The organism is Variovorax sp. GW823-FHT04B03, assembly GCF_058796495.1.
This window is the reverse complement of the sequence record NZ_JBXAIT010000003.1, coordinates 488581-505965: the sequence shown is the minus strand read 5'-3', so window position 1 is coordinate 505965 and position 17385 is coordinate 488581. Positions and strand designations below refer to the sequence as shown.

The following is a 17385-nucleotide window of genomic DNA, read 5'->3' as shown; positions in this document are numbered from 1 at the left end:
GCCCGGTGTCACCTCAACTAGGGTTTTTACCTAGTCATGAAGTTGTCTTCGTCGGTATTCTCGCGGTGTTCCATTAATAAATCGTTGTTTCTTTAGTGAAACAAACCACCGATTCCACGGACCCTCGATGACACACACTCGCCGCCTCGCCATCGCCGCTGCCGTCTCCCTGGCCGCCGCTTGCGCTTCCGGACTCGCCTGGGCTGACACCTACCCCAGCAAGCCGATCACGCTGGTCGTTGCCTATCCGGCGGGTGGCGACACCGACGCCCTGGCGCGCCTGTATGCCGAGAAGCTCTCGGCCCGTGTCGGCCAGCCCGTGGTGGTCGACAACCGCCCCGGCGCCAGCGGCATCATCGGCAGCGCCTTCGTGTCCAAGGCCGCGCCCGACGGCTACACGCTGCTGCTCGCGCCCAGCACCTTCTCGATCGCGCAGCTGGTGCTCAAGACCGGCAGCGCCTCGGGCTACGACGTGCTCAACGGCTTCACGCCGATCGTGCAGACCGGCAGCCTGCCGCTCTTCCTCGTGGCCAGCGGCGCCAAGGGCTACACCGGCCTGAAGGACGCGGTGGCCGCGGCCAAGGGCGGCAAGTCGCTGAGCTACGCCAGCCCGGGCAGCGGTTCGCCGATGCACATCCTGGGCGAAATGTTCGCCCGCGCCTCGGGCACCAGCCTGGCGCACGTGCCGTACAAGGGCGTGGCGCCCGCCGTCAACGACGTGCTCGGCGGCCACGTGCCGGTGACCTTCATCACGCTGGGCCCCGTGGCGCCCTACATGCCCAACGGCAAGATGGTCCCGCTGGCCGTGGCCTCGCGCGAGCGTTCGCCGCTCGCGCCCAAGGTGCCGACCTTCGCCGAGCTGGGCTACAAGGACGTCGAGCTCACCGCCTGGAACGGCCTGTGGGGCCCGCGCAATCTGCCGCCCGAGATCGTGAAGACGCTCAACGGCCACTTCAACGAGATCCTGAAGATGCCCGACATCGTCGCGCGCATGGCCGTGCTGGGCACCACGCCCGTGGGCGGCGACGCCGACGTGCTGGCCAAGACCAACGCCGCCGACTTCGCGCGCTTCGGCAAGGTCATCAAGGAACTCGGCATCCAGGCCGACTGAACCTCACGGAGACGCCCGTCATGACCGACCTCAAAGCCATCGTCGATCCCTCCAGCCTGCAGGCCCTGCTGGCCGAGATGCCCGCCAACCTGCTGGCCGGCCGCCGCGTGCTCGTGACCGGCGGTGCGCGCGGCCTTGGCCTGGCGTTCGCGCAGTGCGTGGCCGCGGCGGGTGCGAGCGTGGTGCTGGCCGACATCCTCGGCGAGCTGGCCGAGACCGAGGCGAAGGCGCTGCGCGATGCCGGTCGCACGGCGCACGCGCTGGCGATCGACCTGTCGGACCCGGCCTCCATCGAGGCGGGCGCCGCCGAGGCGGTGCGCCTGCTCGGCGGCCTCGACGGCCTCGTCAACAACGCCGCCATCACCAACTCGGGCGGGCGCGATGCGCACCAGCTCGAGATCGACATGTGGGACCGCGTGATGAACGTCAACGTGCGCGGCAGCTGGCTCATGGGCCGCGCCTGCCGCCCCGCGCTGGCGGCCAGCGGCCGTGGCGCCATCGTCAACCTCGCGTCGGACACGGCGCTGTGGGGCGCGCCCAACCTGCTGGCCTATGCGTCGAGCAAGGGCGCCGTCATCTCCATGACGCGCTCGCTGGCGCGCGAATGGGGCGGCGACAACATCACGGTGAACGCCGTGGCGCCCGGCCTCACGCTGGTCGAGGCCACCGAGTACGTGCCGATGGCGCGCCACCAGAAGTACCTCGAAGGCCGCGCCATCCCGCGCGAGCAGCAGGCGGCCGACGTCTGCGGCGCGACCGTGTTCCTGCTGTCCGGCCTGGCGCGCTTCGTCACCGGCCAGCTGCTCGCCGTCAACGGCGGCTTCGCGATGCACTGAACGAATTTTCCCGACCAAGGAGTACACCCATGAGCGATTTGTCCGAACAGCAGAAGATCAACAACACCCTGGCGCAGCCCGAAGGCAGCAGCCTGGCCGAGTGGATGAACACCCGCATCGCCCGCTACGAAACCCGCAAGTACGACTGGGACGCGCTGAAGTTCCAGGCCGACTTCGACCCCAAGTTCCGCCGCGCGCAGATGCGCTACGTGGGCACCGGTGGCACCGGTGTCGCGGCCGACACCAACACCGTGCCCTCGGAGCACTTCACCTTCTCGACCATGGTGATCCCGGCCGGCCACGAAGGCCCGCCGCACATCCACACCGACGTGGAAGAGGTGTTCTTCCTGATCCGCGGCAAGCTCAAGGTCGTGATCGAGAAGGACGGCGAGCGCTTCGAAACCATCATGACCGACCGCGACCTGATCTCGGTGCCGCCCGGCGTGTACCGCGAAGAGATCAACATCGGCGACGAAGACGCGCTGATGTGCGTGATGCTCGGCGCCAAGAAGCCGGTCACGCCGACGTACCCCGCCGACCACCCGCTGGCCAAGATCAAGCGCTGAGCGAGCAAGCAAGCAAGCGAGCGAACAGGCCATGAGCACCGTCGACATCTCCGCGCAGACCCTGCCGGCTTCCGAGCTGGCGCGGCTCGACGCGCGCTTTCCGGCCCGCGACGTCGCGGTGGGCGGCGGCGCGGTGGTGTCGGTGCGCGAATGCGGGCAGGGCCCCGTGATCGTGTGCCTGCACGGCATCGGTTCGGGCGCGGCCTCGTGGCTCGACACCGCGGCGCTGCTGGCGCCGCAGGCCTGCCTCATCGCCTGGGACGCACCGGGCTATGGCCGCTCGACGCCGCTGGCCTCGGCCGCGCCGACCGCCGCCGACTACGCCGCACGCCTTGAAGAAATGCTCGACGCGCTGTCGATCCGCTCCTGCGTGCTCGTCGGCCATTCGCTGGGCGCCATCGTGGCCGCGTCGGCCGCCCGCAGCGATGCGAGCGCCAGTGAGCGCATCCGCCGCCTCGTGCTCGTGAGCCCCGCCATCGGTTACGGCGCCGCCGGGCGCATCGACGCCCGCGCCAAGGTGCGCGCCGAACGCCTGGCCACGCTCGACGACCTCGGCATTGCCGGCATGGCCGCAAAGCGTGCGGGCCGGCTCGTGTCCGACGGTGCCTCCGAGCACGCCCGCCAGTGGGTGCGCTGGAACATGGCGCGCCTGAACGACCACGGCTACCGCCAGGCCGTCGAGCTGCTGTGCAACGCCGACCTGCTGGCCGACCTGCCGCCGCCGATGCCCGTGCGCGTGGCCTGCGGTGCGCTCGACGTCGTCACGCCGCCCGCCGCCTGCGAAGAAGTCGCGCGCCGCTGCGGCGTGCCCCTCGAATTGGTGGACGATGCGGGTCACGCCGGCTATGTGGAACAACCGCAGGCCGTCGCCGCCTTGCTGCGCGAATCGCTCGCCGGCTGACCCGACACGAACAAGACAACCGAGAGGAATCCAGACATGGCCACCGACAACGAAGTGATGGAAGAGGGCGCGGACCGCTACAACGTGCCCGCGCTGGAGCGCGGCCTGCGCGTGCTGTGCGAGTTCAGCCGCGAGAGCCGCACGCTCTCCGCGCCCGAGCTGGCGCGCCGCTTCGACCTGCCACGCTCGACCGTCTTCCGCCTGCTCACCACGCTGGAGAACATGGGCTTCCTCGAGCGCGCCGAGGGCGGGCGCGACTACCGCCTGGGCCTGGCCGTGCTGCGCCTGGGCTTCGAATACCTGGCCTCGCTGGAGCTCACGCAGCTGGGCACGCCGCTGCTCAACCGCCTGTGCGACGAGCTGCGCACGCCCTGCAACCTGGTGGTGCGCGACGGTCGTTCGATCGTCTACGTCGCCAAGGTGGCACCGGCCACGCCCTTCGCCAGCTCGGTCACGGTGGGCACGCGCCTGCCGGCCCACGCCACGGTGCTGGGCCGCATCCTGCTGGAAGACCTCACGCTGCCGCAGCTGCGCGCGCTGTACCCCGAAGACAAGCTCGAGACCTTCTCGCCGAGCACGCCCAAGACCGTGAACGAACTCTTCGACATGGTGCAGGCCGACCGCCAGCGCGGCTATGTGCTGGGCGAGGGCTTCTTCGAATCGAACATCTCGACCATCGCCGCACCGGTGCGCGACCACAGCGGCCACATCGTGGCGGCACTGGGCGCCACCATCACCTCGGGCCACATCGACGAGAACCGCATGGACGAGATGGTGCAGCGCGTGCGCGGCACCGCCGACGAGATCTCGGGCCTGCTCAATTACTCGCCCGCGCGCACCAGCAAGGTGGTTCCGCTGCGCAGCGCCTGACACGCTTTTTTTCGATCATGACGACCTCCGCCCCTTCCTCCTCCTTCTTCGCCGCCGACGCACTGGCCGGCCGCGTGGCCGTGGTCACGGGCGGGTCGTCGGGCATCGGCCTGGCCACCGTCGAGCTGCTGCTCGGCTGCGGTGCCGCCGTGGCGCTGTGCGGGCGCAACGCCGAACGGCTCGATGCCGCCGTGGCCGGCCTGCGTGCCCAGTACCCCGACGCCAAGCTGTTCGCGCAGACCTGCGACGTGTTGGACGCCGCCTCGGTGCGCGCCTTCGCCGCCGCCAGCGAGGCCGCGCTCGGCCCGGCCTCGATGCTGGTCAACAACGCAGGGCAGGGGCGTGTCTCCACCTTCGCCGACACCGACGACGCGGCCTGGATGCAAGAGCTGAACCTGAAGTTCTTCTCGGTCATCCACCCCACGCGCGCCTTCCTGCCGCAGCTCACGGCGCAGCGCTCGGTGCTGGGCGATGCCGCCATCGTCTGCGCCAACTCGCTGCTGGCACGCCAGCCCGAGCCGCACATGGTCGCTACCTCGGCCGCGCGCGCGGGCCTGCTGAACCTCGTGCGCTCCATGGCCACCGAGTTCGCGCCGCAGGGCGTGCGCGTCAACGGCATCCTGATCGGCCTGGTCGAGTCGGGCCAGTGGCGCCGCCGCTTCGAGGCGCGCGAAGACAAGTCGCAGGACTGGGCCGCCTGGAGCCGCCAGCTCGCCACCACCAAACACATCCCGCTGGGTCGCCTGGGGCTTCCGACCGAAGCCGCGCGCGCGATCCTTTTCCTTGCTTCACCGCTCGCGTCGTACACGACCGGCAGCCACATCGATATTTCCGGAGGCCATTCCCGCCATGCATAACCCCAACAACACCGTCACGGTCGGCGCCGTCGTCGCCGCGTTCCTCGAGCAGTGCGGCGTCAAGGCAGCCTTCGGCGTGATCTCGATCCACAACATGCCGATCCTCGATGCCTTCGCGCAGCGCGGCACGGTGCGCTTCATCTCGGCACGCGGCGAGGCCGGCGCGGGCAACATGGCCGACGCCTATGCGCGCTCCACCGCCAGCCTGGGCGTGTGCATCACCAGCACCGGCCCGGCCGCGGGCAACATCGCGGGCAGCATGGTCGAGGCACTGACGGCCGGTGCGCCGCTGTTGCACATCACCGGCCAGATCGAGACGCCGTACCTGGACAAGGGCATGTCGTACATCCACGAAGCGCCCGACCAGCTCACCATGCTCAAGGCGGTGTCGAAGGCCGCGCTGCGCGTGCGCAGCGTCGAGACGGTGCTGGGCACGCTCAAGCGCGCGGTGCAGCTCGCGATGACGGCGCCGACCGGCCCGGTGAGCGTGGAGATTCCGATCGACATCCAGTCGGCGCTCACGACCATGCCGGCCGACCTGTCGCCGCTGCCCATCGAGCGCCCCGTGCCTTCGGCCGCCGGCCTCGATGCACTGGCCGCGCGCCTGGCCACCGCCAAGCGTCCGCTGCTGTGGGTGGGGGGCGGTGCCCGCCATGCACGCAGCGCGATCCAGCGCCTGCAGAAACTCGGCTTCGGCGTGGTCACGACCACGCAGGGCCGCGGCACGGTGCCCGAGGACGACGCCGGATCGCTCGGCGCCTACAACATCCAGAAGCCGGTCGAGGCCTTCTACCAGACCTGCGACGCGATGCTCGTGGTCGGTTCGCGCCTGCGCGGCAACGAGACGCTCAAGTACGAACTGAAGCTGCCGCGCCCGCTGTACCGCATCGACGCCGATGCCGCCGCCGAAGGCCGCTGCTACGCATCCGAGGCCTTTGTCTGCGGCGATTCCGCGCTGGCCCTCGACGGCCTGGCCGACCGCCTCGAAGCCGCGAAGTACCAGGCCAACCCGCAGCTGCTGGTCGACCTGCGCGCCGCGCACGACCAGGCCGTGGCCACGCTGCGCGACGGCCTCGGCCCGTATGCCGAACTCGTGCGCCAGCTGCAGTCGGTGGCCGGCCGCAAGTTCAACTGGGTGCGTGACGTCACCGTGTCCAACAGCACCTGGGGCAACCGCGAGCTGCGCGTGTTCGAACCCAGCGCCGGCGTGCACGCCACGGGCGGCGGCATCGGCCAGGGCATGCCCATGGCCATCGGCGCGGCCATCGGCGCGGCGGTGACGGGCTCGGGCCGCAAGACCTTCTGCCTGGCCGGCGACGGCGGCTTCATCCTGAACCTGGGCGAGCTGGCCTGCATGGTGCAGGAGAAGGCCCCCATGGTCATCGTGCTCATGAACGACAAGAGCTACGGCGTGATCAAGAACATCCAGGACGCGCAGTACGGCGGCCGCCAGTGCTACGCCGAGCTGCACACGCCCGACTACGACCTGCTGTGCAAGTCGATCGCGCTGCCGCACGCCCGCGTGAAAGACCTGGCCGACCTGCCGGCGCAACTGGACCAGGCGCTCGCCGCCGACGGCCCGTTCCTGCTGGAGATCGACATGCTGTCGATCGGCGGTTTCAAGACCAGCTTCGCCGGCCCGCCGACCAACACGGTCACGCAGATTCCCGCGCTCGGCGCGGCCAAGTGAGCGAACGCGGAGCCCCACGCATGACCACTGCCATCACGCGCATCGCACTCGTCGGCTGCGGAGCCATCGGCACCTCGGTGCTCGAACTGCTGCGCGGCGATCCCGCCCTGAAGGTGGTGGCCATCGTCGTGCCAGCCGAAGGCATTGCCGCCGCACAGAAGGTCGCGCCCGACGCGCAGGTCGGTAGCGCCGTGCCCGCCGACGGCATCGACCTCGTGGTCGAGACCGCCGGCCATGCCGCCATCGAGGAGCACGTGCTGCCCGCGCTGGCACGCGGCACGCCTTGCGTGGTGGCGTCGGTGGGCGCGCTGTCGGCCACGGGCTTCGCCGAGAAGCTCGAAGCCGCCGCCGTCGCCGGCCGCACGCAGGTGCAGCTGATTCCCGGCGCCATCGGCGGCATCGACGCGCTGGCCGCGGCCCGCATCGGCGGCCTGGACAGCGTGCGCTACACGGGCCGCAAGCCGCCGCAGGCCTGGAAGGGCACGCCGGCCGAGCAGGGCCGCAACCTGGACACGCTGGCGCACGAAACCGTGATCTTCGAAGGCAGCGCGCGCGAAGCCGCCTTGCTCTATCCGAAGAACGCCAACGTGGCGGCCACCGTCTCGCTCGCGGGCCTGGGCCTGGACCAGACGCTGGTGCGCCTCATTGCCGACCCGGCCACCACCGAGAACGTGCACACCGTCGAAGCCGAAGGCGCCTTCGGCAGCTTCGCGCTGACCATGCGCAACAAGCCGCTCGCGGCCAATCCCAAGACCTCGGCCCTGACCGTGTACAGCGCCGTGCGCGCGCTGCGCAACCGCGTCGCGCCTCTTGCCATCTGAGCCATCCCATGATCTCCACCGAACTCCTTCCGATCTGCATCGCCGGCGAATGGCGCCTGGGCGGCGGCGACGTCTACGAAAGCCTGTACCCGGCCACCGGCGAGCCCATCGCGCGCCTGAAGGCCGCGAGCCTGGCCGATGTCGAAGAAGCCATCACGCGCGCCGACCACGCCTTTCGCACCAGCGGCTGGGCCCAGCGCCTGCCGCACGAGCGCGCCGCGGTGCTGCACCGCGTGGCCCAGCTGATCCGCGAAGAGGGCGAGTCGCTGGCGCAGAAGCAGCGCCTGGACAACGGCAAGCCGATCAGCGAAACCCGCAACCTCGTGGCCAGCGCCGCGGGCACCTTCCAGTTCTTCGCCGCCGCGCTCGAGACGCTCGAAGAAACCATCACCCCCTCGCGCGGTGCCTTCGTCACGATGAGCGTGCACGAGCCCATGGGCGTGGTCGCGGCCATCACGCCGTGGAACTCGCCCATCGCGAGCGAAGCGCAGAAGCTGGCGCCCGCGCTGGCCGCCGGCAACGCGGTGGTCGTGAAGCCCGCTGAAGTCACGCCGCTCATGGCGCTGGAACTGGCGCGCATCTGCGAGCAGGCCGGCGTGCCCAAGGGCATCGTGAGCGTGCTGCCGGGCAAGGGCTCGGTGATCGGCGACGCGATCACCAAGCACCCGCTGGTCAAGCGCGTGTCGTTCACCGGCGGCACCACCACCGGCAAGCACATCGCCCACATCGCGGCCGACAAGATGATGCCGGTGTCGCTCGAGCTCGGCGGCAAGTCGCCCACCATGGTGCTGGATGACGCCGACCTCGACCATGCGGTGAACGGCGTGCTGTACGGCATCTTCAGTTCGTCGGGCGAGTCGTGCATCGCGGGCTCGCGCCTGTTCGTGGCGCGTGGCATCTACGACGAGTTCCTGACGCGGCTGGCCGAAGGCGCCAATGCCCTGCGCGTGGGCGACCCGGCCTCGGAGCGCACGCAGATGGGGCCGCTCATCACGGCGAAGCACCGCGAGGGCATCGAGCGCTATGTGGACCTGGGCGTGTCCGAGGGCGGGCGCATCCGCACGGGCGGCGTGCGTCCGCACGGCGCCGACTACGACAAGGGCTACTTCTACCAGCCGACCATCCTCGAAGGCCTGACCAACAACGCCCGCATCAGCCAGGAAGAAATCTTCGGCCCGGTGCTGGTCGCGATGCCCTTCGACAACGAAGAAGAACTGATCGCGCAGGCCAACGACAGCGTCTACGCGCTGGCCGCCGGCGTGTGGAGCCGCGACTTCAAGCGCGCCTGGAAGCTGGGCCGCGCGGTGCAGGCCGGCACGGTCTGGGTCAACACCTACAAGCAGTTCTCGGTCTCGACGCCGTTCGGCGGCTGGCGCGACAGCGGCCTGGGCCGCGAGAAAGGCCGCGAAGGCATCTTCCAGTACATGGAGCAAAAGAGCATGTACTGGGGCACCAATGAACAACCGCTCCCGTGGGCGAACTGAACAGGAGCACACGATGAGCGTACTTGGCATCGACCAGATCACCTACGGCGCGGACGACCTGCCCGCCTGCCGCCAGTTCTTCCAGGACTGGGGCCTTTCACTCGTGTCCGAAGCCGCCGATGAACTCGTCTTCGAGTGCCTCAACGGCTGCAAGGTGGTCGTTGCGGCGTGGGACAAGCCCGGCCTGCCGCCCGCGATGGAAGAGGGCCCGACGCTGCGCGAAGTGGTGTGGGGCGTGGAAAGCGACGCCGACCTGGACCGCTACGCCGCCGCCATCGCGCAAGACCCGGCCTTCACCGACACCACGGTCGACGGCGCGCGCCGCATCGGCTGCACCGACCCCAACGGCCTGGCCGTGCGCCTGCAGGTCAGCCGCAAGCGCGCGGTCGAGGTCGACTGCGGCGCCATGAACACCTGGAACGCCAAGCCGCGCGTGAACCAGCCCGCACCGATCTACGAACGCGCCACGCCGATCGAGGTGGGCCATGTCGTGTTCTTCGTGAGCGACGTGAAGGGCACGAGCGCGTTCTATGCGCAGCGTTTCGGCTTCGTGTCGTCCGACGGTTATCCGAACCGCGGCGCCTTCATGCGCTGCGCACCCGAGGGTGGCCACCACGACCTGTTCCTGCTGCAGATTCCGTCGGGCAAGCGCGGGCTCAACCACGTGGCTTTTACTGTGCGCGACATCCACGAGGTGTTCGGCGGCGGCCTGCATTTCTCGCGCTGCGGCTGGGACACGCAACTGGGCCCGGGCCGTCACCCGGTGTCGTCCGCGTACTTCTGGTACTTCAAGAACCCGGCCGGCGGCCTCATCGAGTACTACGCCGACGAAGACCAGCTCACGGCCGACTGGCAGCCGCGCGAGTTCGAACCCGGCCCGACCGTGTTCGCCGAATGGGCGGTCGACGGCGGCCTCGATGGCAACACGCGTCGCCAGAAGAACGCGGAGGGCCCGAAAGGTGCTTTCCTGACGGAAAAGAAATGAACCCGGTGACCCTCATGCAACGACGTTTTTCTTTCTCCCTGCTGGCCGCCGCCGCGCTGGCCATCGCCTTGCCCGCGCATGCACAGAGCGACGCGCACAAGCAACTGTCGAGCGACCGCTTCACCATCGTCTCGCCATTCCCGCCCGGCGGCCCGGTCGACACGCTGGCCCGCATCCTGTCGGACGGCCTGGCCAAGCGCTACGGCCAGGCAGCCGTGGTCGAGAACATGGTGGGCGCGGCCGGCAACATCGGCATCGACAAGGTCAAGCGTGCGAAGGGCGACGGCCACACGCTGCTCGTGGTGCCGGCCGGCAACCTCACGATCAACCCGACGCTGATGCCGAACTTCCCGTTCAACATCGAGAAGGACTTCGTGCCCGTCACCATGCTCGCCAAGGCGCCCAACGTGCTGGTTGCATCGCCGGCCTCGGGCATCAAGAGCGCGAAGGAACTGGTGGCGATGGCCAAGGCCAAGCCCAACACGCTGTCGTATGCCTCGCCCGGCGTGGGCAGCGGCCTGCACCTGGCGGGCGAGCTGTTCAAGCAGCAGGCCGGCATCGACCTGCTGCACGTGCCCTACAAGGGCACGGCGCCCGCGCTCAACGACGTGCTCGGCGGCTCGGTGCCGCTGATGTTCAGCAACCTGCCCGCGACCATGCCCTTCATCAAGAACGGCAAGCTCGTCGCGCTGGGCGTGACCGAAGCCAAGCGCAGCGCCGCCGCGCCCGACATCCCCACGCTGGCGGAGCAGGGCATCCAGGGCGTCGCCGTGACCTCGTGGTATGGCCTGCTGGCCCCCAAGGGCACGCCGCCGGCCGTGGTCGAGCAGCTGGCGAAAGACGCGGCCGAGATGCTGGCCCAGCCCGACGTGCGCGATCGCCTGAAGGCACAGGGCATGACCGACGCGGCCATGAAGCCCGCCGAGTTTGCTGCCCATATCCGCGATGAGACGGCCGTCTGGGCCCGGATCATCAAGGCCCGCAACATCGTGGCCGAGTGAGCCACCCGCAAGAACAAAGAGAGACAGAGACCATGCAGACAAGCGAATCCACCATCGGCATCGTCGGCGCCGGCATCGGCGGCCTGGTCGCCGCCATCGCACTGCGCCGCGCAGGGCACGACGTGGTCGTGTTCGAGCAGGCGAAGCAGTTCGCTCGCGTCGGCGCCGACATCAACCTCACGCCGAACGCCGTGCGCGCACTCGACGGCCTGGGCGTGGGCGACGCCGCCCGCGTGACGGCGGCCCGCCCGTCGCACCGCATCAGCCGCACCTACGACAGCGGCGAAGAAACCTCGCGCCTCGAGATGGCCGACTCGGCCGAGCAGCGCTACGGCGCGCCGCAGCTCACCATCCACCGCGCCGACCTGCTGGCCGCGCTGGCCGACATGTTCCCCGCCGAGCGCGTGGCGCTGGGCAAGCGCGCCGAGACCATCGCGGCCGACGGCCAGGGCGTGACCCTGTCGTTCAGCGACGGCACCAGCGCTCGCGTGGGCGCGCTGATCGGTGCCGACGGCATCCACTCGGGCGTGCGCACCGCGATGTTCGGTGCCGAGAGCCCGCGCTTCACGGGCATCGTCGCCTACCGCGCCGTGGTGCCCGCCGAGCGCGTGGCCGGCGTGCCCAACCTGGGCGCGTTCACCAAGTGGTGGGGCCCGAACCCGCAGAGCCAGATCGTCACCTTCCCGCTGAACCGCGGCAAGGACATCTTCATCTTCGCCACCACGCCGCAGGACACCTGGCACCTCGAGTCGTGGACCGCGCCGGGCAGCGTCGACGAGCTGCGCGAGCAGTACGTGGCCTACCACCCCGAGGCGCGCGCGTTGCTCGACGCCTGCGACACGGTGCTCAAGACCGCGCTGTACGAGCGCGACCCCATGCCCGCCTGGGCGCAGGGCCGCATGGCGTTGCTGGGCGATGCCGCGCACCCGATGCTGCCCTTCATGGCACAGGGCGCCGGCATGGCCATCGAAGACGCCGTGGTGCTGTCGCGCCACCTCGACGGCGTGGCCATGGCCGGCATTCCCGCTGCGCTGCAGGCCTACCAGACCGCGCGTATCGAGCGCGCCAGCCAGGTGCAGCTCGGCTCGCGCGGCAACAACTGGCTGCGCGAAGGCGGCAACGCCGACTGGGTGTACGCCTACGACGCCTGGGCCGTGCCGCTGGGCGTGCCAGCGCAGGGCGCCGTCGCCGCTGCCACCGCCTGAAATTCTTCTCCTCGCTATACGGAGGCTCACGATGCAACAAGACCGCTTTCTCCAACCGCACCAGGCGCGCCAGCGCCCCGCGACCACCTACGAAGACCTGCTGGGCGACGTGATCGAACGCGCCTACGCCGACGGCATCCACGACCTGCCGGGCCTGGTGCAGCGCCTGAACGACAGCGGCCTGGCCACGCCGGGCGGCCTCGCATGGACCGAGGCGCTGTATCGCAAGGAAATGGCCGCGCTGGCCGCCTGAGGAGAACCACCATGACCATCGCCATCCATCCCGTTCCCGCCGATCCGGTCGACCACCTGCTCGAGATCGGCCTGAAGGACCTCTGGTACCCGATCTGCCCCTCGCACTTCATCAAGGAGAACCCGATCTCCCTGCGCCGCCTCGGCCGCAAGATCGCGCTGTGGCGCGACGGCGAAGGCGTGCTGCACGCGCTGGAAGACCGCTGCCCGCACCGCGGCGCGCCGCTGTCGCAGGGCGTGGTGCTGGGCGACCGGCTCTCGTGCCCGTACCACGGCGTCGAAGTGCGCCATGACGGCGTGGTCACGCGCGTGCCCGGCAGCCCGGGCTGCAAGCTCGAAGGCTCGCGCGCCACGCGCCACTTCCATGTGCAGGAGCGCGCGGGTGCCGTGTTCCTCTACAACTCGAAGGAGCCGGTCGACGTGCCGCCGCCGCTGGTGCTGCCCGAGCAGCTGACCGACGAGGCCGAGTACTCGAACTTCCTGTGCTACACGGAGTGGAAGGGCGACTACCGCTACGTGCTGGACAACGTGATGGACCCGATGCACGGCACCTACCTGCACAAGCAGTCGCACTCCATGGCCGAGGGCGACTCGAGCGCCAAGTTCGGCGTGCGCCCGACCGACATCGGCTTCGTGTTCGAGAAGGAAGGCCAGCGCAACGTCAACTTCGACTGGACCGAGTGGGCCGACACCGGCATCCACTGGATGCGCCTGGAGATCCCGTACCCGAAGACCGGCGGCCCCGGCGGCAACTTCATCATCATCGGCGCCTTCTCGCCCATGGCCAACGGCATGACCGCCACCTTCTTCTGGCGCGCACGCAAGCTGTCGCCGGGCTGGGAGCGCGACACCTGGCGCTTCCTTTACAAGAACCGCCTCGAGGCACGCCACTGGCACGTGCTGGAGCAGGACCGCGTGATGCTCGAAGAAATGGAAGCCGACGCCAACCAGCACGAGAACCTGTACCAGCACGACCTGGGCATCGTCCGCCTGCGTCGCCACATGCGCAACCTCGCGCAGGCGCAGCTGGCGCAAGCCGAGGCCGCCACGGCCTGAACTGCAAGCAAGCGAGCATCGCCATGTCTTCTCCCACGCTGAACGCCCTCGTGCACACCATGCGCTACGAGGCCGACGGCATCGTCAGCGTCGAGTTCCGGCCGGCCACGCCGGCGGTGGACTTTCCCGCCTTCGAGGCCGGCTCCCACATCGACCTGCACCTGCCCAACGGGCTGGTGCGCAGCTACTCGCTGTGCAACCCCTCGAGCGACCGCCAGCGCTACGTGGTGGGCGTGCTCAACGACCGCAAGAGCCGCGGCGGCTCGCGCTACGTGCACCAGCAGCTGCGCGTGGGCATGACGCTGCCCATCTCGGCACCGCGCAACAACTTCAAGCTGGAAGAGGGCGCCGAGCGCTCGGTGCTGGTGGCCGGCGGCATCGGCGTGACGCCCATCTGGTGCATGCTGCAGCGGCTCATCGCCATCGGCAAGCCGGTGGAGTTCGTCTACTGCGCACGCACCCGCAAGGAAGCCGCCTTCTGCGACGCCATCGAGGCGCTGGCCACCGAGAAGTCGGTGCAGCTCACCTGGCACTTCGACGACGAGAAGGGCGCGCCGCCCGACCTCGCCTCGCTGCTGGCCGGCAAGGGCGCCACCAGCCACTACTACTGCTGCGGCCCCACGCCGATGCTCGACGCCTTCGAAAAGAGCTGCGAGCAACTGGGTTATGCCAACGCCCACATCGAACGCTTCGCCGCCGTGCATGTGGAGGCGCCCAGCGCCACGCAGACCTGCGTGGTGCAGTGCGCAAAGAGCGGCAAGAGTGTCGAAGTGCCTCCGGGCAAGTCGATTCTCGACAGCCTGATCGACGCTGGCCTCAACCCCGACCACAGCTGCAAGGAAGGCGTCTGCGGCGCCTGCGAAACGGCGGTGCTCGAGGGCGAAGTCGATCACCACGACGGCATCCTCACCAAGATCGAACGTGCGTCCAACAAGACCATGATGATCTGCGTCTCTCGCTGCAAGGGCGAGCGCTTGGTGCTGGACATCTGAACGAGAAGGCCACAACCCAAAAGACGGCCGAGAGAAAAACCAACCGAGACATTCAATGAAAAAGTACTTGATCGCGATGGCTGCGGCCACCGCGGCTGGCGGAGCGCTGGCCCAATCTTCCGTGACGCTGTTCGGCGTCGTCGACGCCTCCGTGGTCTACACGCGCGGCAGCGGCAACGGATCGGCCCACAAGACGCAGCTGGGCAACAGCGGCAACATGTTCAGCCGCCTCGGTTTTCGCGGCACCGAAGACCTCGGCGGCGGCTACTCGGCCAACTTCTGGCTCGAGATGGGCCTGCAGAACGACAGCGGCACGGGCTTTCCGTCGAACTCCAACAACCAGGCCAGCGGCAACGGCACGCCTGGCGTGCTGAGCTTCAACCGCCGTTCGACCGTGAGCCTGGCCGGCCCCTTCGGCGAAGTGCGCCTGGGCCGCGACTACGTGCCGGCCTTCTGGAACACCGCGATCTTCGACCCCTTCGGCACCGGCGGCGGCATCGGCGCCAACCAGATCTACTTCTCGGGCCTGGGAGGCCTGGTGGCACCCACCGGCACGCGCGCCTCGAACAGCATCGGCTACTTCCTGCCGGCCAACCTGGGCGGCTTCTACGGCCAGGTGATGTACGCGATGGGCGAGAACGATTCGACCTCGGTGCTGCCCGGCACCCAGGTGTCGAACAAGCGCGACGGCCAGCACACCGGCGCGCGCTTCGGCTACCAGAGCGGCGGCCTCAACGTGGCTATTGCGACCGGCCGCACGCGCTACGCCGCCGGCGACCTGCGCGTGACCAACCTGGGTGCGTCCTACACCTTCGATGCGGCGCTCATGAACCTCAAGCTCACGAGCGAGCTGTACAAGGAATCGAAGGGCAGCACCGACGCCAAGGGCGTGCTGGTCGGCTTCCAGCTGCCCATCGGGCCGGGCGAGATCAAGGCCTCGTACGCACGCTACAAGCTGGAGCCGCTCAATGCGGTGCTCGAGCCCACGACGTCGAAGCTGGCCCTGGGCTACGTGCACAACCTTTCGAAGCGCACGGCGGTGTACGGAACCATTGCCCGCATCAGCAACAAGAACGGCGCAACGCAGGCTTTGGCCGGCGCCATCACGCGGCCCAACCGCGCCTCCAGCGGCGTCGAGTTCGGCATGCGCCATATGTTCTAGGCGCGGCAAGACAGCGCGCACCACCCCCGCAAGAGAGAGCCCCGGTCATGCAGAGCAAGAACTTCCGTTGGTACGGCGTCATCACGCTGTTCGTGATCGTGGCGATCTCTTACGTCGACCGCATCAACATCGCGGTGCTGATCACCGATGCGGCCTTTCTGAAGCACGTGGGCATCGACGCTTCTGATCGCGTGAGCCAGGGCCTCTTGGCCACGGCCTTCATGCTCGGCTACGGCATCTCGGCCTTCGTGCTCACGCCGTTCTGCTCGGCGCTGTTCGGCGTGCGGCGCAGCCTGATCTACGGCCTCATTCTGTGGGGCGTGGTGACCTGGGCCTCGCCGATGTTCAACAGCTACGGCCTGCTGCTGGCGTCGCGCGTGCTGCTGGGCGTGTCGGAAGGGCCGCTGTTCTCGCTGGCTTCGTCGTACATCAAGGCGCACTTCAAGAGCGACGAGAACGGCAAGCCCAATGCGCTGGTGAACATGGGCACGGGCCTGGGCCTGGCGGTGGGCTATCCGCTGGTGGGCTACCTGCTCACGCAGTTCGAATGGGACAGCTCGTTCCACGTGCTGGGCGTGCTCAACATCGTGCTGGGCATTCCGCTGGTGCTGGCCTTCGTGCGCATGCCTGCGGGGCACGGCGACGGCATCAAGCCCTCGTCGCTGGGCGATGCGATATCGCGCGTGGCGGGCATCGTGAAAGGTGCGCTGCACACGCGGCACCTGTTCCTCATCACGCTGCTGACCTCGGCGGCGCTGGCCTACCTCTGGGGCAGCAGCAACTGGCTGCCGACTTACCTGCGCGAGGCGCGCGGCTTCTCGCTGCGCGAGATGGGCTGGATCGCCTCGCTGCCGCAGTACGCCACCGTGCTCGCCGTGTTCACGGGCGGCGTGCTCATCGACAAGCTGGGGCGCGACCGCGTGCCCTTCATCTTCATGGGCGCGAGCGCGGGCGTGGCACTGTCGGTGCTGCTGGCGATCAATGCGCGCGACCCGTACATGGCCGCGACCTGCCTCGTGGCGGCGAACTTCTTCTGGGGCCTGCAGAGCCCCGCCATTCCGAGCACCGTGCAGCACTGCTCGCGGCCCGAGCACACGGCCAGCGCCTTCGGCGTGACCAACGGCGTGGGCAGCCTCGTAGCGGGCTTCATGCCGGCGCTGATGGGCGGCGTGATCACCGCGGTGTCGCACGGTGGTGGCGCAGCGCACACAGCGGTCACCGCGGCCTCGTCGGCGGCGGGTTTCTTCGCGGGCTTTGCACTGCTCATCGGCACGCAGGTCGTCGTGTTCGCGTGCGGCTTTCTGCTGTGGTGGCGCGAGCGCGCGCAACGCACTGCTGCAGTCTCTGGTTCACAGCTTTCGTAGCCTTCGCCGCGGCTTGAACCTTCGTACTGTGGCCGCTTCGTCACAGTGAAGGCCCCGTGTTTTTGTCATCTGCGTGAGCAGGTGTTTCGGTCGCAGAACCATCTTCGTAGTGCATGGCATGCGTTGCATGTCATGACGCCATTCGGCCTATCGCGCGCGAACAATTGGAGAGAGAAAAGTTCCGCGGATCGTTGAGCTCATTGCATCGATCAGCTACAACTGCGTGCACTTC

At 68.9% G+C, this 17385-nt stretch carries 17 protein-coding genes; all 17 read left to right on the top strand.

The window, feature by feature from the left end; genetic code table 11:
• Positions 1–127: 127 nt before the first annotated feature.
• Genes AC1RAD_RS15510 through AC1RAD_RS15430 form a run of 17 tightly spaced genes read left to right on the top strand, consistent with a single transcriptional unit; the run spans position 128 to position 17153 of the window.
• The gene (locus AC1RAD_RS15510) at positions 128–1111 is read left to right on the top strand and encodes a Bug family tripartite tricarboxylate transporter substrate binding protein (RefSeq protein WP_095947541.1); all 984 of its coding nucleotides are present in this window, start codon (positions 128–130) and stop codon (positions 1109–1111) included.
• Between the two features lie 20 nt (positions 1112–1131).
• Positions 1132–1947, top strand: a complete 816-nt coding sequence (locus AC1RAD_RS15505; RefSeq protein ID WP_492735744.1) for an SDR family oxidoreductase — start codon at positions 1132–1134, stop codon at positions 1945–1947.
• Between the two features lie 29 nt (positions 1948–1976).
• The gene (locus AC1RAD_RS15500; RefSeq protein ID WP_062474577.1) at positions 1977–2513 is read left to right on the top strand and encodes a cupin domain-containing protein; all 537 of its coding nucleotides are present in this window, start codon (positions 1977–1979) and stop codon (positions 2511–2513) included.
• A gap of 31 nt (positions 2514–2544) precedes the next feature.
• Complete coding sequence (locus AC1RAD_RS15495; protein WP_492735742.1) at positions 2545–3414, top strand: alpha/beta fold hydrolase; 870 nt, start codon at positions 2545–2547, stop codon at positions 3412–3414.
• 36 nt (positions 3415–3450) lie between these two features.
• Positions 3451–4284 carry an IclR family transcriptional regulator gene (locus tag AC1RAD_RS15490; RefSeq protein ID WP_070060330.1) on the top strand — a complete coding sequence of 278 codons (834 nt, stop codon included), beginning with the start codon at positions 3451–3453 and terminating at the stop codon, positions 4282–4284.
• Between the two features lie 17 nt (positions 4285–4301).
• Positions 4302–5141 (top strand): SDR family oxidoreductase, encoded by an 840-nt coding sequence (locus AC1RAD_RS15485; protein WP_492735740.1) that lies wholly within the window; start codon positions 4302–4304, stop codon positions 5139–5141.
• Positions 5134–6831: a thiamine pyrophosphate-binding protein gene (locus AC1RAD_RS15480; RefSeq protein WP_492735739.1), complete on the top strand. Its 1698-nt coding sequence runs from the start codon at positions 5134–5136 to the stop codon at positions 6829–6831. Before AC1RAD_RS15485 ends, AC1RAD_RS15480 begins: the two co-directional genes overlap by 8 nt.
• 20 nt (positions 6832–6851) lie before the next feature.
• Complete coding sequence (locus AC1RAD_RS15475) at positions 6852–7652, top strand: aspartate dehydrogenase (protein WP_139701716.1); 801 nt, start codon at positions 6852–6854, stop codon at positions 7650–7652.
• 8 nt (positions 7653–7660) lie between these two features.
• Positions 7661–9136 carry an aldehyde dehydrogenase gene (locus AC1RAD_RS15470; RefSeq protein ID WP_095947547.1) on the top strand — a complete coding sequence of 492 codons (1476 nt, stop codon included), beginning with the start codon at positions 7661–7663 and terminating at the stop codon, positions 9134–9136.
• A gap of 13 nt (positions 9137–9149) precedes the next feature.
• The gene (locus AC1RAD_RS15465) at positions 9150–10121 is read left to right on the top strand and encodes a VOC family protein (RefSeq protein ID WP_492735736.1); all 972 of its coding nucleotides are present in this window, start codon (positions 9150–9152) and stop codon (positions 10119–10121) included.
• Between the two features lie 14 nt (positions 10122–10135).
• The gene (locus tag AC1RAD_RS15460) at positions 10136–11122 is read left to right on the top strand and encodes a Bug family tripartite tricarboxylate transporter substrate binding protein (protein ID WP_492735734.1); all 987 of its coding nucleotides are present in this window, start codon (positions 10136–10138) and stop codon (positions 11120–11122) included.
• Between the two features lie 32 nt (positions 11123–11154).
• Positions 11155–12327, top strand: a complete 1173-nt coding sequence (locus tag AC1RAD_RS15455) for an FAD-dependent monooxygenase (RefSeq protein ID WP_492735732.1) — start codon at positions 11155–11157, stop codon at positions 12325–12327.
• A gap of 31 nt (positions 12328–12358) precedes the next feature.
• Positions 12359–12580 (top strand): recombinase-like helix-turn-helix domain-containing protein, encoded by a 222-nt coding sequence (locus tag AC1RAD_RS15450; RefSeq protein ID WP_095744981.1) that lies wholly within the window; start codon positions 12359–12361, stop codon positions 12578–12580.
• 11 nt (positions 12581–12591) lie between these two features.
• Positions 12592–13635 carry a Rieske 2Fe-2S domain-containing protein gene (locus AC1RAD_RS15445; RefSeq protein ID WP_492735729.1) on the top strand — a complete coding sequence of 348 codons (1044 nt, stop codon included), beginning with the start codon at positions 12592–12594 and terminating at the stop codon, positions 13633–13635.
• A 23-nt stretch (positions 13636–13658) separates the two neighbouring features.
• Positions 13659–14627: a PDR/VanB family oxidoreductase gene (locus tag AC1RAD_RS15440; RefSeq protein ID WP_159272139.1), complete on the top strand. Its 969-nt coding sequence runs from the start codon at positions 13659–13661 to the stop codon at positions 14625–14627.
• 55 nt (positions 14628–14682) lie between these two features.
• Positions 14683–15789 carry a porin gene (locus tag AC1RAD_RS15435; protein WP_492695790.1) on the top strand — a complete coding sequence of 369 codons (1107 nt, stop codon included), beginning with the start codon at positions 14683–14685 and terminating at the stop codon, positions 15787–15789.
• Positions 15790–15836: 47 nt separating this feature from the next.
• A complete protein-coding gene (locus tag AC1RAD_RS15430) occupies positions 15837–17153 on the top strand; it encodes an MFS transporter (protein ID WP_492735727.1) in 1317 nt (438 codons plus the stop codon).
• The last annotated feature ends 232 nt before the right edge of the window (positions 17154–17385 follow it).

Bases quoted from the DNA above. Each gene is read 5' to 3' on its own strand.
- AC1RAD_RS15510 (WP_095947541.1), top strand. From the start codon at position 128: ATGACACACACTCGCCGCCTCGCCATCGCCGCTGCCGTCTCCCTGGCC.
- AC1RAD_RS15505 (WP_492735744.1), top strand. From the start codon at position 1,132: ATGACCGACCTCAAAGCCATCGTCGATCCCTCCAGCCTGCAGGCCCTG.
- AC1RAD_RS15500 (WP_062474577.1), top strand. From the start codon at position 1,977: ATGAGCGATTTGTCCGAACAGCAGAAGATCAACAACACCCTGGCGCAG.
- AC1RAD_RS15495 (WP_492735742.1), top strand. From the start codon at position 2,545: ATGAGCACCGTCGACATCTCCGCGCAGACCCTGCCGGCTTCCGAGCTG.
- AC1RAD_RS15490 (WP_070060330.1), top strand. From the start codon at position 3,451: ATGGCCACCGACAACGAAGTGATGGAAGAGGGCGCGGACCGCTACAAC.
- AC1RAD_RS15485 (WP_492735740.1), top strand. From the start codon at position 4,302: ATGACGACCTCCGCCCCTTCCTCCTCCTTCTTCGCCGCCGACGCACTG.
- AC1RAD_RS15480 (WP_492735739.1), top strand. From the start codon at position 5,134: ATGCATAACCCCAACAACACCGTCACGGTCGGCGCCGTCGTCGCCGCG.
- AC1RAD_RS15475 (WP_139701716.1), top strand. From the start codon at position 6,852: ATGACCACTGCCATCACGCGCATCGCACTCGTCGGCTGCGGAGCCATC.
- AC1RAD_RS15470 (WP_095947547.1), top strand. From the start codon at position 7,661: ATGATCTCCACCGAACTCCTTCCGATCTGCATCGCCGGCGAATGGCGC.
- AC1RAD_RS15465 (WP_492735736.1), top strand. From the start codon at position 9,150: ATGAGCGTACTTGGCATCGACCAGATCACCTACGGCGCGGACGACCTG.
- AC1RAD_RS15460 (WP_492735734.1), top strand. From the start codon at position 10,136: ATGCAACGACGTTTTTCTTTCTCCCTGCTGGCCGCCGCCGCGCTGGCC.
- AC1RAD_RS15455 (WP_492735732.1), top strand. From the start codon at position 11,155: ATGCAGACAAGCGAATCCACCATCGGCATCGTCGGCGCCGGCATCGGC.
- AC1RAD_RS15450 (WP_095744981.1), top strand. From the start codon at position 12,359: ATGCAACAAGACCGCTTTCTCCAACCGCACCAGGCGCGCCAGCGCCCC.
- AC1RAD_RS15445 (WP_492735729.1), top strand. From the start codon at position 12,592: ATGACCATCGCCATCCATCCCGTTCCCGCCGATCCGGTCGACCACCTG.
- AC1RAD_RS15440 (WP_159272139.1), top strand. From the start codon at position 13,659: ATGTCTTCTCCCACGCTGAACGCCCTCGTGCACACCATGCGCTACGAG.
- AC1RAD_RS15435 (WP_492695790.1), top strand. From the start codon at position 14,683: ATGAAAAAGTACTTGATCGCGATGGCTGCGGCCACCGCGGCTGGCGGA.
- AC1RAD_RS15430 (WP_492735727.1), top strand. From the start codon at position 15,837: ATGCAGAGCAAGAACTTCCGTTGGTACGGCGTCATCACGCTGTTCGTG.